This window comes from Brevibacillus brevis, from assembly GCF_022026395.1.
Taxonomy (GTDB): domain Bacteria; phylum Bacillota; class Bacilli; order Brevibacillales; family Brevibacillaceae; genus Brevibacillus.
In genome coordinates, this window is record NZ_CP041767.1 from 3,208,638 (window position 1) to 3,222,616 (window position 13,979).

Consider the following 13,979-nt stretch of genomic DNA (forward strand, 5'->3'; position numbering starts at 1 on the left):
TTTCGATTACTTTAGTACGCTTCCCACTGTTTCAGTCCAGATTTCCCTCTGATCTAGCTCAATTCCCATCAGCATGTAATTACTGATATTATCGACGACGAGTGCTAGAATATGAGCTTTTGCTACGACACGATCAGGTTTGACGACACCTAACTCTATCCCTCGCTCCAGTAAGGAGGTAAAGCCCTGCAAAAAATCTTCTTGCATCAGACGCAGCTTGTCTCGGTACTTCTCTTTTTGACTGACAGACAGCAGAAATTGATTGAAGACACGTAAAACCGCATAATCCTCTTCCTCGCTCGGCAATAGCTTCAACCCAGTTTCGATAAGGAGTTCCGCGAAATTGTCAGCTGTAAAATCAGTAACGGTGAAAAAATGGGAGAATGTATAGTTTCCAAACAGTTGATCAAACAAATAATCGAGAAGTGCTTCCTTTGATGCAAAGTGGTAGTAAATCGCAGGCTTCGTGATCCCTACTTCAGTAGCAATCATCGTTAGACTTGTCTTTTCAATCCCATGCTCCGCAAACAATTGAAAGGCTGCATCTACAATATGTTGATGTGTTTTATTATCTTTTGACATGAATGACGTCTCCTTTGGTAAATCAATCCGATACGTTTTAGCCTACTGATTGTTAAGTAAAATTGCAACAGGATACAAAAAGAGCTTTGCCATGGATTTAGCAAAGCTCCACTGTTCATTCGGTAATGTTGTTCTCGGGTCATCAGTAAGGCTTGGACGGACGGGACTGTTGTTCGGCTTCCTTGACAGCCGCTCCAGGATTTGTTGCCCCCATCGGTCCGCCCATCTCTTTGCTATTTCCGCCATTGCCCTGTGCAACTCCAGCTTTCAAACGCTGACCGTACTCTTCGTCACATTGCGAGAAGTAGCCAAGCATTTTCTCTTGAATACGAGGATCACAGGAGAGAAGTGCATCCGTCAGATTGGCAATGAGGTCTTCTCTTTCCCAGTCTTCCATGAGGCGATAACGTTCTCCCGCTTGTTTGAAATCGTTGGTGCGATCAATTTTTTGACGAACGACCTTCCCTTCCACTTCTGGCTGATGATCAGGAGCTGCTTGCTTGGCTTCCTGCAATCCGCCAATCGTTGATGGCTCATAGTTAATATGCCGCTGCGTCCGATCCACTCGATACAGCATTTGGCCGCCTTCCTGATTGGTAGCGACATGCTTTTTGGGCGCGTTGATCGGAAGCTGCAAATAGTTGGCGCCGACCCGATAGCGTTGCGTATCGGAGTAAGAAAAGGTCCTTCCTTGCAGGAGCTTGTCATCAGAAAAATCCAGTCCATCCACTAAAACACCTGTCCCAAAAGCTGCTTGCTCGACCTCTGCAAAATAGTTATCCGGGTTTTTGTTCAAAACCATTTTGCCTACCGGAAGAAACGGGAACTGATCATCGGGCCATATTTTCGTTGGATCAAGCGGATCAAAATCGAGCTCAGGATGATCGTCATCACTCATGATCTGGACGCACAATTCCCACTCTGGATATTCTCCTCGCTCAATCGCTTCATACAAGTCTTGTGTGGCATGATTGAAGTTTTTCCCTTGGATCTCTTCCGCCTGTTTTTGTGTCAAATTCTTTATCCCTTGCGCTAACGGCTGCCAATGGTACTTGATCAGGACCGCATTGCCTTCATGGTTTACCCACTTGTACGTATTTACGCCAGAGCCTTGCATTTGCCGATAGTTCGCTGGTATTCCCCACGGGGAGAACAAAAACGTAATCATATGCATAGCCTCAGGCGTGTTCGAGATGAAGTCAAAGATCCGTTCCACGTCTTGGATGTTTGTGACAGGATCAGGCTTGAATGCATGTACAAGATCAGGAAACTTCATCGCATCCCGAATGAAAAAAACTTTGAGGTTATTGCCAACCAGATCCCAGTTCCCATCCTCTGTATAAAACTTCACCGCGAACCCACGTGGATCGCGTAATGTTTCGGGCGAATGCGTGCCATGATTAACCGTAGAAAAACGCACAAACACAGGCGTTTTTTTCCCACGCTCCGAAAACAGCTTCGCCCTCGTGTATGTAGAAACTGGCTCATCACCTACGGTTCCATACGCTTCAAAAAAGCCATGTGCTCCTGCACCTCGACTATGCACGACACGTTCAGGTGTTTTCTCTCGATCAAAATGCGTGATTTTTTCAAGAAAGTCGTAATTCTCCAGAACGGTTGGCCCGCGATTTCCAACTGTCCGCAAGTTCTGGTTGTCTGTGATCGGATGGCCTTGACGATTCGTCAGGATATTTTCTTCTGCCTGGTTGATGGACTTTCTGCTGTCATCCATATGAATCCTCCCTGTCCAGTTTTTCTCATGTGTGGTTCATAACCATGGTTACCGAATGAGGGATTCTTTATGCGAAAAGACTAAATCGCTTCGTACGCAAAATCATCGTTAAGCACTGGAACTGAGCCACTCTGATTCCATTCCGCTGCCAGTGAGACATCTTCTAGGTAGCCCATACTGATCAGTTCTTGGCCGGAAGCACATTTCTGCAAGTAAGCGGGAAGAAGACCTTGAGCAGATCGAAAGGCTGCCACCGCCATTTCAGCCTCTGGTGACAAACGATACCTCTCTAGTTCGTGAAGCAGCGCACCTGCCGCAATCATATCCTCAATAGCGGGTCGCAATGCTCCATTTCCCCACCGTTCACCGCAAGCAATGACCGTTATCGTTCCTTTCTGCTGCTGTATGTATCTGGCTACGGATAGCGCATTACGCAAGCACGCAGCGACCACCCTCGCCCCTGTTTTCTTTGCCAACACGGTACAGGTCGATCCGTTTGGTGAGGGTAACACCACTCTACTTCCCACCGGAACCGTTTTCAGACAGGCTGGCGAAAGGGAGATTGGTTCGCCGCGTTTTCCAGCGAGCAGCGCTGCTTTTTGTTTGGCGAATGCAATGGCTGACTCATCCTGTACCAGATAAGGATAGACGATACCCCCACGTCCCGTTACGATATCTACACACGTACTGAACGAGAGTACATCGATAATAACGATCATATCCGAGGCTGCTCCGACCTGTTCCACCCCTCCGTATCCCCAATCAAATCGAGCCGTATAGTCTAGTTGCTTGTATACAGGCATTTCTCCCAAACCCTCCACCGTCCTCTATCAAAAATAGTTACTCGTCCCCTTACGTTCGCCGTTACAAATCAAGACAAGAAACAATATCGTATTATTGTCCCACTAGATTACACAAGAATGGAGTGAACATGGATGTCTGAAATCGAATACGACGACGATCAAGGTAATACTGAAAGCAGAAATCACAGACGCCCAAGAAGAAATACGGTGAGAACGACTGGTATTTTGCAAAATAACCTCGCCCGAGCTGTCACTGCTCACCTCGACCTGGTAAACCTGAACACAGAAGAGGTTGAAGTACGTGTGCAAGTATTGAACTGGGGTAACGCCGTTACGCAAACGAATCCAGTTAGCACCTTGCTTGACATTACGCAATTTATCCCTGCGAATACTCGCACTGCTTTCAATGCGCTTGTCCCCGCTTCTTTCCACTATGAAGTTCGCCTTACCGTAGCAGAAAACAACAGAAATGTCCTTCTCACCACTTATGGCCGTACTTCTATCGGCGGCGGTCAAGTTGTTGGTCTTACCGTTCTTGACAGTCAATTCCAAACTGTCGATATCGAAACTTGTATTTAACTATTTTGCAGGAAGAAAATGAGGAATTATGGTGGGACGCCATAGTTCCTTTTTTAATGATTCGCATGCACGAATAGGCGCTGGGGAATATCCCAACGCCTTTTTACTTCTATGTTCTACGACAAAAAAACTGCCCTCGAAAGGACAGTTTCTTTTAAAAGGAGACTTACAGTTTTACTACGTTCTCAGCTTGTGGGCCACGGTTGCCTTGAACAATGTTGAATTGAACTTTTTGACCTTCGTCCAAAGTTTTGAAACCGTCACCTTGGATTGCGCTGAAGTGTACGAATACATCGTCTCCGCCTTCTACTTGAATGAAACCGAAACCTTTTTCTGCGTTAAACCATTTTACTGTTCCGTTCGTTTGCATCTAAAAAAACCTCCAAAAATTCAATTTGAATATGCTAGTCATATTTACCGAAGCAAATAAAGCTCACATATCATGAAGAAATACCAAATCATGTGCTGTGATACGCCTTCATGATATGTGAATTTTACTTACTTAGCAAATATATGAATGTCATAGGACGGAACTGCAAAATTAAAAACTAAACCTTTTGAAAACCTAAAACAATGAAAGCCCTTCCTCTCTTCCATCCTTGCGGCTCCGATGACCGCGCCAGTGTGAATCGGGGATTCAAAAATGTTATCCATCAGCATACAAACACCTCGATGAATGATTAGGTATCAATTTTTCAAGTAGCAACCTCATTCTACCATGGTTGTCCAATAAAAGCAACCGTTCAGCCTTATTCTGGACGAAGCGGTACTCTGTTACAATAGGATTGGGAGGGATTACATTGGAAAATCATATTTTGACAACCATTCAATTATCCGAAATGCTTGAAAAGAAAGTGCCTGTACTTTTATTGGACGTACGCGACGCCGAGAAATTTATTTCCGGCAGCCTCGTTCACGAAAACGCGTCGGCGCGAAACGTCCCTTATCTTCTTATGAAGGAACAGGACAAGCCACTTGATGAAGAAACCGAAAAACTCGCGCAAAATGTGCAGATCGTTACCTTATGTACAACAGGTAACAAAGCTCAAAAAGCTGCGGCTCTGCTTCGTGAGCATGGTTTTCATGCGAATGCATTGGAAGGCGGCTTAACTGCATGGAAGGAACAATCAAACAAAGCGAAATGAGCCTAATTTATCAATGATTCTAGCTAGTTGCCATATATTACTCCTTTATTTCGATTGGGATTGTCTGATATCGTTGTTCATGCCAAACGAAATAAGCCGAGACTTCCTCTTGAAAAGGAAGTGCGGGGGACTTTTTTGTGGATGAGTTATTCCACATTGGGGTGAATCGCCGAACTGGCGTAGGGTTGTTTCCTCAATCCGAATCCGACAACTAACCTCGTAGGCCAAAAAAAGGAGAGATTTGTTTAATGAAACGTTTTGGTTCTGTTACAATCGCGATGACTCTTGGTCTGGGCTTGGCTTTGACAGGGTTTGCTTCTTCTGCTTCCGCAGCATCTAACTGCCCATTGAAGAACGGACAATTCCAATTCAATGCGGGTCAAAATATGGGACAATTCCAAAAAGCACCAAATGCACAACAGTTCTTTAACTTTTTCCAAAAACAAGGCTTTGTTCCTGGCCAGCCACAAGCAGTACAGCCAATGCAACCTGTTAAGCAAGGACAAGCAACACCTGTACAACCTTGCCCGATTCAACCAGGAACTTTCCAACCAGCACCCGTACAACAAGCTCCAGCACAACCAGCACCAGTTCAAACGGCACCAGCACAACCTAGCAATAATGTCACTCAGCCTGCCGCTCCGGTAAATCAAGCGGATGAAGCTAAAACTGGTGATTTTGCGAAACAAGTCGCGGATTTGGTGAACCAAGAACGTGCAAAAGCAGGTCTCAAACCTGTTCAAATGGATGCGGCACTGTCCAAAGTAGCGTTGGCAAAAGCACAAGATATGTCTGCTAACAACTATTTTGACCACAACAGTCCAACGTACGGTTCTCCATTTGACATGATGAAGCAGTATGGCATTCAGTACTCGACTGCAGGCGAGAATATCGCCATGGGTCAACAGAGTCCACAAGAAGTTATGCAACAATGGATGAACAGTGAAGGCCACCGCCAAAACATTATGAACCCTGATTTCACAAAAATTGGTGTAGGCTTCACAAATGGCTACTGGGTACAAGAATTTATTGGGTAGAACACTGCTTGATAAACGAAAAGCCGGTGTCTCGTAATCGAGACCCGGCTTTTTCGTGTACGCGTTACTTTCGCTTCGCTTCTGCCGCCTGTTTTTTGGGGGTACAGCAGCTTTCCTGCTCATTGAGCAAAGCAACATCCTTTTGATTCATTTCTTGCTTCGTTGGGTAAGCAGATACTTGCTGCAGCTCGACATTGACATCAGACGATTGTTTCATCCGTATGGCCCCCTCACCGTTATTGGTGGTACATCCCTAGTATGCACGCGGTTCTAAACGACTCATTCCTAAGGAACACTGGAAGCACATGCAAATGAACCTATCTGCTTATAATATGTTCAAGGTCTTTTAAGGCAGCCGCCGCTGCCGCCACAGGATCTGATTTTCCTCCAACGACCAATAAATCCCCCATGACATCTGTTTCTACCCGTATGGCTTTTGTCGTACCAGATACAGATGCAAATGGATGGGTAAGATCCACCGCACATAAATCTACTGCGACAGATACCGTGCCATTCGCTTCCTTTTGGATCGTTCCGATCAGCTTGGGAATCTTCGAGTGCTTTTTCCACGCCTCGATTTGTAACGAGGTTATTTCGCGAATACTTGCGCGTGTTATATCGGTTAGTTTTACTTGCGCATCAAAAGCAGCGTTTGCCAAGATCGTGAGCTTCGAAGCTGTATCCCATCCATCGATATCATAGGAAGGGTCCGGTTCGGCAATCCCCATCTTCTGAGCGAGCTCGACTGCTTCTGCACAGGTGAGCCCCTCTTCCATCATTTTTGTGAGCACGAAGTTTGTCGTTCCCGTAAAAATACCTTCGACGCGTTTTACTTCACAGCCTGCCAAGTTATACTGCAACAGATCGATCGTCGGCAGAGCTGCTGCTGTTGCTCCACTCACTTTCAATGCGACGCCATGTTTTTTGGCAAGAGCGGCTAAGCCAGCATAATCGACTACAAGTGCGCCTTTTGAAATAGCGATCGCATGCATGGCATTCTCCAAAGCATAACGAATAAAAGTAAGACCGGGTCCGCCCTCTTTTTCAGATGGACCTGCCTCGATGAGCACGTCTGCTTGAGCTGACTTGATAAATTCCAGCGCGTTCCAAGATGGGTTCCTTGTTTGTTTTGTATGAGCATAGTCTGCCCATTTTCCCGAATCGATTCCGTTCTCATCGTAGAGGCCGGAAGCTGAACGAACGACTCCCACGAGTCTGACATCCGCTTGATATAGCTCGCGGTACCTCTCCCTTCGCTGCTCCAGCAGTCGAGCCACCTGCTGTCCTACTGTTCCGAAGCCTGTTAACATAATGTTCCAACGTTTCATGAGTCAATCTCCTTGCTGTTTATGCGTCGCTTATTTCCACCATTTTTTCTACTTTTATCTTGTATCCGGAGCAAATCCTTGCGATTCAGTTTCTTTCCTGTTTTCGCTGAGTAGATCTCTTCCGTATGATCAATAAACAATATTCCTTCCAAATGGTCCATCTCGTGCTGAATACACCGAGCCAGGAAATCTTCCGCTTCGATTGTCTTTGTTTGTCCTTGGCGGTTCAGCGTCTGAACTTTGACATAATTCGCCCGACGAACGATTCCAAAAACACCTGGTATCGAAAGACAAGCTTCTAGCCCTACCTGCTCACCGGATTTTTCCACCAACACCGGATTGATTAGTTCAATCAAGCCGCTACCGCAATCCATCACGACTAAACGCTCCGGGATGCCAATCTGGATCGCAGACAAGCCTGCTCGACCTTTCGCAGCGTAAATCGTTTGGGCCATATCATCCAATATCTTTTCGACCTGCGGAGTAATGGATAGTACTCTTTTTGAAGTTTCACGCAAGACAGGGTCCCCCAGGCGAACGATCCTGCGTTCAGCCATTTGCTTCTCCCTCCCGCATTAGTCAGTTTTCGATTTCAAGGTAGCAAATCAGGTCCTCGCTGTCAAAAGGAACCTCGCAAAATCTGAAATATCCCGTTGGGCAAGGGTGACAAATGCATGTAGATACGCTATCTTTATTGGTAAAGATAGATGTTTGTATATGAAAAGGGAGGCTACCATGCATTCATTAGCATCAACGCTGAACGAAACCATCCAACGAGAAAACCCGCACGTGTATGAAATGCTATCCAATATCGCCAAGCTGATTTATTTCCCTAAAGAGGGGATTCTCAGCCAGTCGGCAGAAGCGAAAGCAAAAGCAAAAAAGTACAATGCAACCATCGGGATTGCACTGGAAAATGGTCAACCGATGCACCTTAAGGTCATCCAGGATAACCTGTCTGCTTACCAGCCAAAAGACATTTACGAATATGCTCCCCCAGCAGGAAAGCCTGAGCTGCGTGCAGCATGGCGTAAAAAAATGATCGAGGAACAGCCTGCACTGGCTAATCATACGTTTAGTAACCCAATCGTTACAAACGCATTGACCCATGGTCTGAGCATCGTATCTGACTTGTTCGCTGACAGCGGCGACAGCGTCATCATCCCGGACAAAAACTGGGAAAACTACGAGCTTACGTTTTCGATCCGCCGTGGTGCGAAAATGGTCTACTACCCATTGTATAACGACGAGATGAAATTTAATGCTGCTGCTTTGCGTGATGCCATTCTCGCACAAAAAGACAAAGGCAAAGCCATCGTCGTACTCAACTTCCCGAATAACCCAACTGGCTATACACCAGGTCCAGAGGAAGGAAAACAAATCGTCGCTGCACTAAAAGAAGGCGCAGAGGCTGGGATCAACATTGTTGCTGTAACGGACGACGCGTACTTCGGCTTGTTCTTCGAGGATTCGATGCACGACTCTCTCTTCGCTAGCCTGTGCGACGTTCACCCTCGCATTCTGCCTGTAAAAGTAGATGGGGCTACTAAAGAGGATTACGTATGGGGCTTCCGTGTTGGCTTCATTACGTATGCATCCCCATCCAGCGACTTGCTCAGCGCTTTGGAGCAGAAGACAATGGGAATCATCCGTGCGACTCTTTCCAGCGGATCACATCCTTCCCAAACGTTCGTCCTGCAGGCAATCACTGCACCGGAGTACAAAGCACAGAAGCAAGAGAAATTCGATATCATGAAAGGCCGCGCCAACCGCACCAAGGAAGTGCTCGACAGCGGTAAATACGATGACGTGTGGACCTACTATCCATTCAACTCCGGCTACTTCATGTGCCTCAAGCTAAAGACTGTCGAAGCGGAAGCATTGCGCCAGCACTTGCTGGAACAGTATGGCGTAGGTACAATCGCTCTCGGTCAAACCGATTTGCGTATCGCTTTCTCTTGCATTGAAGAAGAAAACATTGCGGACTTGTTCGAACTAGTATACAGCGGTGTGAAAGATTTGGAAAAGGCATTGACCAAATAAATGTAGCTTGCTCTATTGAACAAGCGTCTGGACCTCGTGTCTGGGCGCTTTTCGTTTTCTTTCAAAAAGGCCCCGAATACCCAAGAAGTATAAATACGAGGGTTTCCGAGACCTGTTCCATCATGCTATTTTATTAGCTTTCAATCGACGAACGCATACGACGAGGCTGCTGTGTTCCGATAAAAATGGAGGCGAGCACCAGGATCATCCCCACCCCATGCATCCAAGTAAATGCTTCGTTCAAGAAAAAGGCAGCCACGAGAGCAGCGCTTATCGGCATCATTCCGGTGAACAGGCCCGCTTTGGAAGCCTCCACCTTCTCCACTCCTTTGTACCAGAGAAAGAAAGATAAGACGCTGGCCGTAAACGCATAGTACACAAGAAGCCACCATACATGTGCAGGTACGGCACTCCAATCAAACCGCAAGCTTTCCCAGATCGCAAACGGAAGAAACAAGACAAAGCTGATGACATTAATCGCAGTCGTCATTTGAAAAGGCGTAATTTTCCCAGACAGTCTTTTGGCGAAAATCGTGAAAAGCGCTTCGCTGACGACCGCAAAAAACACGAGCAAATTTCCAAGCATGCTTACCCAGTTTTGCTCCCCTCCGCTTCCTGTGAACGTAATGAAGCCGATGCCGCCCACAGAAAGACCGATCGCCACTAAGCTGTTGGCGTGTAATTTTTCCTTGAGAATCCAGAACGAAAACAAAGCGATGCAGGCAGGTACCGTACTCGTAATGATACCGGCGGCAGTAGCAGTCGTCCACTGAACGCCATACAACATGCAAATACTAAACAAAAAAACGCCAAAAAACGACTGCCAGAATAACACCTTGCCTTCCTCACGGCTCCAAGACATTTTCCATTCGCCACGCATAGCGAGCAACGGCAATAGGATGACAATCGCGAGCAAAAAGCGCAGCTCCGAAAACAAAAACACGGGAACATGGGAAACAATTTCTTTTCCGATGGAGATGTTGCTTCCGACCAAGGCCATAGCCATGGCTAACTGTATGTAAGCTAACAGCATGACGTCTCGCTTCTCCCTTCAAGCTCCAACAATTCTCTGCATCTGGCCAAACTGCCTGCGATTACCCTGCGTTTTGCCATTCTTTTTGAGAGGACGGGACTTTTTTTGTCTTTTTCTCTGCTGCCCCCACTAGCCAGGAACCAAACGGCAGTTTTCCGAGCCCATATGATACGGCAAATGAAAGAATGGAGCACAAGACGAATGCTACCATACTCCCCCACACGCCCGTGTGAAAAAGCTGAAGCTCGCGCAAAAACTTCATCAAGTATGTCAAGATCAGCGCATGAATCAAATAAGCTCCGTACGAATACTTCCCAAGGAGTCCTAGCCAATGTGTCCATTTGGACTGCTTTTTGCTCACCCATAGGCAGAGAGCGTACACAGCCAGCAAGCAAGCCATCGTATAGAGGAACATGGACGGTTTCAAGGATGTCGCTTCGTTTAAATTGATTTGGCCTTGCCCTGATTCACGGAAAAGCTCATAGCCAATGACTGCGTACAGGACACCAACTGAAATGATGATCCAGTACCAGTATCTTTTTAGCATGGCACGAAATGCAGGCAACGTGAAGGCGACCAAACCACCGAACAAAAAGTAATAGAAATAATAGAACGCATTTCGATCACGGTATTTGATGAAATACGTATCAAGCCAATTCATATCGAACCGAAAACCGTGCGCCGGGATGTACCGCGCTGAAAACCACATGAGGCCCCCATAAATCAATCCGGTGACACCAAGAGCGAGAACGAGACGAAAGCGGCTTGTCACGAATCTGCGGAAAAGTTCAAATACTCTTTGCCAAAACGGATACAAAAGATAGAACTGAAAAATCATCACGACGAACCACAGATGATACGAGGATGTACCTGTCAGGAAATTTTTGCTTACATTCCAAACGAACGCTGCTCCCTCACCCAAAGGCTTCTCCATCAAGTAAAGATAGACCACCGACCATATTCCATACGGGACCAAAATCTCGGTTATCCGTTTACGCGTGAAGGAAATATAGTTCACTTTTTCAGCGTAGTTGTAAAACAAAACAAGACCCGTGATGAAAATGAATGCTGGTACCGCGAATTTTAGCAAATGAAACATCATTCCGTAGATGATCGACACCTGCTCTGTCAGACCCGGCTCACGGATGTACACACCAATGACATGCTGATAAACCACAGCCAAGAATGCAAAGGCCCGGATCAGATCCAACTCACCAATTCGTTCTTTTCGAGCCATAACCAAATACCAGATCCTTCCTGTTTTTACGAAAAAAAGTGCTACCTTCCATCTTACCGACCAAAAGTCAGTCTGGCAAGCCTCAAATCAAAAAGACTGATACCCTTTGGAGCAGTATCAGTCACTACTATCCACCTTGATCCGGAGATAGATCCGCTAGACTTCGAATCGGCCAAATCAGACTTTGTACCCCACGTGAATACAGTGCTAGATGTGGAGAATCCGTGAGTGGGATCGACAGGTTTTCGGTCATCGCGTTTTCACGAATATGAAAGGATGTCTCCTGTAGCTGCCACGGCTCGTGTACTACATCCGCAAACATCAATTGCTTCGTTCTGCTACACCTGCAAAAGAGCGTGTATCGCTCTGTTAGCCAATGAACCAGCGTTCCCTCTTTGGCCAAAAACTTGTCACTGAGAGGCTGGTAGTTGCCTTCGAACGAGGGTGACTGAGGTAGACCAGATAGTCGTCGAGAGGTAAAATCGATCACATCCCCTTGGCGTTGAAAAGCCATTTGGGCCCGATAATACGGCAGTCGGTACCAAAATTTTGCAATCTTGATCACTAAAGGATTCGACGCATCCAGAGAAAGAAAATACACGCCCGTCTTCCCTTTCCCCTTCACATACGTTCTAACATTGATTTCAGGAAAAGTCGTCGTGAATGGTACGGATGGCATCCTACGCAGACGCACGCCACTCAGCAAAAACGGGATAATACTGATCCAAGCCATGTTATCGTAGGTATCGAGTTCAAGTCCTGCTGGAATCAGTGCTCGAATAGACGCTGGGGAAATTGCCCAATGTAAAAAAAGAAGATGCTCCCACGTCTGCGTCATGGTCCATCCGTTATACTGTGCGGGCGATTTGATTTGGATGATCTTCTGTTCGATACGAATCCCTCCCATTCGTACGTCGATCAAGCGATTCTAACTGGAAGAGGATGAATGATAGGCAAGGGGTACTTTCGTCACTTTGCTCGTCATCTCATCGAGTGAGACGAGATCCGCAGCGGTCACTTCACGAAGAGACGTTTTCCCCAGCGCGAGGATGGCAATTTCCATCTCATCCACAAACGAAAGAAAAAAGTTAGTCAAATATTTCGCGGCTGATTCGGGGTCGAATTTGTTTTTCAAGCTTCCTGGATAGGTGGTTAGCTCTGTCGGTGGTTCCCACGGTATGGCTTTTGTCACCTGATCATGAGTCATCGCCCACAAAACAGCCGTCCCCATAAAGATGCCGTCTGCTCCCAAAGCAATCGCTTTCAAGCACTCCCCCGGGGTATTATATCCGCCCCCGGACAATAAGGTAATTCGTTCTTTTACACCTTTTTTCTTCAAATAGCGTACAGCGCGGGTAAGCGCATAAATCGTCGGCAAACCGAAATCATCCTCCAGGATGGGAGGTCCTCCTTTTGTCCCTGCTTGCCCGCCATCAATACTGATAAAATCTACACCGGCTTGGATGACAATCTCCAGGTCTTTTTCAAGAATGGCACTAGCACAGATTTTGACGCCGATCGGAACGCCGTCTGTTATGGTGCGCAGCTTGTCTACGAGCTTCTTTAGATCCTCCGGCTTTGTTACTTCCGGATGCCGCGAAGGAATGACGATCATTTCTTCATCCTGAACCCCCATGATTTCAGCAGCTCTTCCCTTGATATATTCAGCGGGGATAAAGCTCGCGGCAGCTGCAGTCGCCCCCTGCCCAAAATGGATTTCGATGGCGTCCGCCTGTCGCAAAATTTCCGGCTCCTTTGCCCACTTTCCCGAGTTGTATTGGAGAATCAGATGTTTGGCGAATTTCCTTTCTTCCGGCAGTAATGGACCTTCACCCGTATTCGTCAAACTCCCCACGGCGGCCGTTCCTTTTGCAATCGCGATTTTCACATCCTCACTTACACCGATACCGTATCCCATGGCCCCTGCCATGAGCGGAATGTCCAAAGTTAACGGCTTTTTTGCCATCGGTCCAATCGTGATTTTCATATCCACTTCTGTATCCTCACTCGAAGGCATCTTCGCCAGCTGTGCAGGCGAAAATATCAAGCTATCGAAGTTCAAGAACTTGCGTGGACTTCCGAAAGGACGCTCGATAGCTTGTCCAGCAGCTGCTCGCAAGCTGTTCTCCAGGACGTAACGTGGACTGACTTTGGTCATTGCAGAGACCATCTCAAAAATATTTTCCGGATAGCGGTCTGACATAATGCGCTTCATAAACTTGGCGAGCACCCACTGGGTAAGAGGACGAAAAAGACAGATCAAAAGCAGTCCCACCACGATGAGTGCTGCCATCGATCCTACAAAGGAGCCGATCAAAAACGGAATCCAGTTGCCCGCCATCCTCTTTCTCCTTCCTACTGTCAGAGCGCTGCTATTACTTACTCGGGTTATGAGATAGGAAAATTTTGCCCCAATCCTTCCACTTTTATCCGATGCTCTGCCCTGACGCTGAAGGTACA

At 46.8% G+C, this 13,979-nt stretch carries 15 protein-coding genes and 1 riboswitch; of the genes, 4 read left to right on the forward strand and 11 right to left on the reverse strand.

The window, feature by feature from the left end:
• Positions 1–6: 6 nt before the first annotated feature.
• The 3 genes from FO446_RS15300 to FO446_RS15310 all read right to left on the reverse strand — a co-directional run bounded on the left by FO446_RS15300 (position 7) and on the right by FO446_RS15310 (position 3,117).
• Positions 7–582: a TetR/AcrR family transcriptional regulator gene (locus FO446_RS15300; protein ID WP_237898430.1), complete on the reverse strand. Its 576-nt coding sequence runs from the start codon at positions 580–582 to the stop codon at positions 7–9.
• Between the two features lie 142 nt (positions 583–724).
• Positions 725–2,314 carry a catalase gene (locus tag FO446_RS15305; RefSeq protein WP_232772943.1) on the reverse strand — a complete coding sequence of 530 codons (1,590 nt, stop codon included), beginning with the start codon at positions 2,312–2,314 and terminating at the stop codon, positions 725–727.
• Positions 2,315–2,394: 80 nt separating this feature from the next.
• Positions 2,395–3,117, reverse strand: coding sequence for a 2-phosphosulfolactate phosphatase (locus tag FO446_RS15310; RefSeq protein ID WP_237898431.1), 723 nt, complete (start codon positions 3,115–3,117; stop codon positions 2,395–2,397).
• A 207-nt stretch (positions 3,118–3,324) separates the two neighbouring features.
• Between FO446_RS15310 and FO446_RS15315 the strand changes: the two genes are divergently transcribed.
• The gene (locus FO446_RS15315) at positions 3,325–3,696 is read left to right on the forward strand and encodes a hypothetical protein (protein ID WP_229088072.1); all 372 of its coding nucleotides are present in this window, start codon (positions 3,325–3,327) and stop codon (positions 3,694–3,696) included.
• Positions 3,697–3,862: 166 nt separating this feature from the next.
• Here FO446_RS15315 and FO446_RS15320 read toward each other — a convergent pair whose 3' ends face one another.
• Positions 3,863–4,066, reverse strand: a complete 204-nt coding sequence (locus FO446_RS15320) for a cold-shock protein (RefSeq protein ID WP_007729289.1) — start codon at positions 4,064–4,066, stop codon at positions 3,863–3,865.
• A 430-nt stretch (positions 4,067–4,496) separates the two neighbouring features.
• Here FO446_RS15320 and FO446_RS15325 point away from each other — a divergent pair, with 430 nt between their 5' ends.
• Together FO446_RS15325 and FO446_RS15330 are read left to right on the forward strand one after the other, a co-directional pair.
• Complete coding sequence (locus tag FO446_RS15325) at positions 4,497–4,841, forward strand: rhodanese-like domain-containing protein (RefSeq protein ID WP_232772945.1); 345 nt, start codon at positions 4,497–4,499, stop codon at positions 4,839–4,841.
• Between the two features lie 84 nt (positions 4,842–4,925).
• Positions 4,926–5,082: riboswitch (cyclic di-AMP (ydaO/yuaA leader) on the forward strand.
• A gap of 7 nt (positions 5,083–5,089) precedes the next feature.
• Positions 5,090–5,878 (forward strand): CAP domain-containing protein, encoded by a 789-nt coding sequence (locus tag FO446_RS15330; protein ID WP_173607716.1) that lies wholly within the window; start codon positions 5,090–5,092, stop codon positions 5,876–5,878.
• Positions 5,879–5,942: 64 nt separating this feature from the next.
• On the opposite strand, the gene FO446_RS15335 is transcribed toward FO446_RS15330, so the two are convergent.
• The 3 genes from FO446_RS15335 to def form a co-directional block, all read right to left on the reverse strand.
• A complete protein-coding gene (locus FO446_RS15335; RefSeq protein WP_237898432.1) occupies positions 5,943–6,095 on the reverse strand; it encodes a hypothetical protein in 153 nt (50 codons plus the stop codon).
• A 100-nt stretch (positions 6,096–6,195) separates the two neighbouring features.
• On the reverse strand, positions 6,196–7,206 hold the full coding sequence (locus FO446_RS15340) for a homoserine dehydrogenase (RefSeq protein WP_221868504.1): 1,011 nt from the start codon (positions 7,204–7,206) through the stop codon (positions 6,196–6,198).
• Positions 7,203–7,763, reverse strand: coding sequence for a peptide deformylase (def, locus tag FO446_RS15345; RefSeq protein ID WP_232772946.1), 561 nt, complete (start codon positions 7,761–7,763; stop codon positions 7,203–7,205). The genes FO446_RS15340 and def overlap by 4 nt, the downstream gene beginning before the upstream one ends.
• A 178-nt stretch (positions 7,764–7,941) precedes the next feature.
• Here def and FO446_RS15350 point away from each other — a divergent pair, with 178 nt between their 5' ends.
• A complete protein-coding gene (locus tag FO446_RS15350; RefSeq protein WP_237898433.1) occupies positions 7,942–9,249 on the forward strand; it encodes an aminotransferase class I/II-fold pyridoxal phosphate-dependent enzyme in 1,308 nt (435 codons plus the stop codon).
• 133 nt (positions 9,250–9,382) lie between these two features.
• Here FO446_RS15350 and FO446_RS15355 read toward each other — a convergent pair whose 3' ends face one another.
• The 4 genes from FO446_RS15355 to FO446_RS15370 all read right to left on the reverse strand — a co-directional run bounded on the left by FO446_RS15355 (position 9,383) and on the right by FO446_RS15370 (position 13,860).
• Positions 9,383–10,282, reverse strand: coding sequence for a DMT family transporter (locus FO446_RS15355; protein ID WP_221868506.1), 900 nt, complete (start codon positions 10,280–10,282; stop codon positions 9,383–9,385).
• Positions 10,283–10,343: 61 nt separating this feature from the next.
• Positions 10,344–11,519, reverse strand: coding sequence for an acyltransferase (locus FO446_RS15360; protein ID WP_237898434.1), 1,176 nt, complete (start codon positions 11,517–11,519; stop codon positions 10,344–10,346).
• Positions 11,520–11,646: 127 nt separating this feature from the next.
• Positions 11,647–12,441: a YqjF family protein gene (locus tag FO446_RS15365; protein WP_237898436.1), complete on the reverse strand. Its 795-nt coding sequence runs from the start codon at positions 12,439–12,441 to the stop codon at positions 11,647–11,649.
• A gap of 6 nt (positions 12,442–12,447) precedes the next feature.
• The gene (locus FO446_RS15370; RefSeq protein WP_237898437.1) at positions 12,448–13,860 is read right to left on the reverse strand and encodes an FMN-binding glutamate synthase family protein; all 1,413 of its coding nucleotides are present in this window, start codon (positions 13,858–13,860) and stop codon (positions 12,448–12,450) included.
• Between the last annotated feature and the right edge of the window lie 119 nt (positions 13,861–13,979).

Bases quoted from the DNA above. Each gene is read 5' to 3' on its own strand.
- FO446_RS15305 (WP_232772943.1), bottom strand. From the start codon at position 2,314: ATGGATGACAGCAGAAAGTCCATCAACCAGGCAGAAGAAAATATCCTG.
- FO446_RS15335 (WP_237898432.1), bottom strand. From the start codon at position 6,095: ATGAAACAATCGTCTGATGTCAATGTCGAGCTGCAGCAAGTATCTGCT.
- FO446_RS15370 (WP_237898437.1), bottom strand. From the start codon at position 13,860: ATGGCGGGCAACTGGATTCCGTTTTTGATCGGCTCCTTTGTAGGATCG.
- FO446_RS15340 (WP_221868504.1), bottom strand. From the start codon at position 7,206: ATGAAACGTTGGAACATTATGTTAACAGGCTTCGGAACAGTAGGACAG.
- FO446_RS15310 (WP_237898431.1), bottom strand. From the start codon at position 3,117: ATGCCTGTATACAAGCAACTAGACTATACGGCTCGATTTGATTGGGGA.
- FO446_RS15330 (WP_173607716.1), top strand. From the start codon at position 5,090: ATGAAACGTTTTGGTTCTGTTACAATCGCGATGACTCTTGGTCTGGGC.
- FO446_RS15320 (WP_007729289.1), bottom strand. From the start codon at position 4,066: ATGCAAACGAACGGAACAGTAAAATGGTTTAACGCAGAAAAAGGTTTC.
- FO446_RS15350 (WP_237898433.1), top strand. From the start codon at position 7,942: ATGCATTCATTAGCATCAACGCTGAACGAAACCATCCAACGAGAAAAC.
- FO446_RS15360 (WP_237898434.1), bottom strand. From the start codon at position 11,519: ATGGCTCGAAAAGAACGAATTGGTGAGTTGGATCTGATCCGGGCCTTT.
- FO446_RS15300 (WP_237898430.1), bottom strand. From the start codon at position 582: ATGTCAAAAGATAATAAAACACATCAACATATTGTAGATGCAGCCTTT.
- FO446_RS15355 (WP_221868506.1), bottom strand. From the start codon at position 10,282: ATGCTGTTAGCTTACATACAGTTAGCCATGGCTATGGCCTTGGTCGGA.
- def (WP_232772946.1), bottom strand. From the start codon at position 7,763: ATGGCTGAACGCAGGATCGTTCGCCTGGGGGACCCTGTCTTGCGTGAA.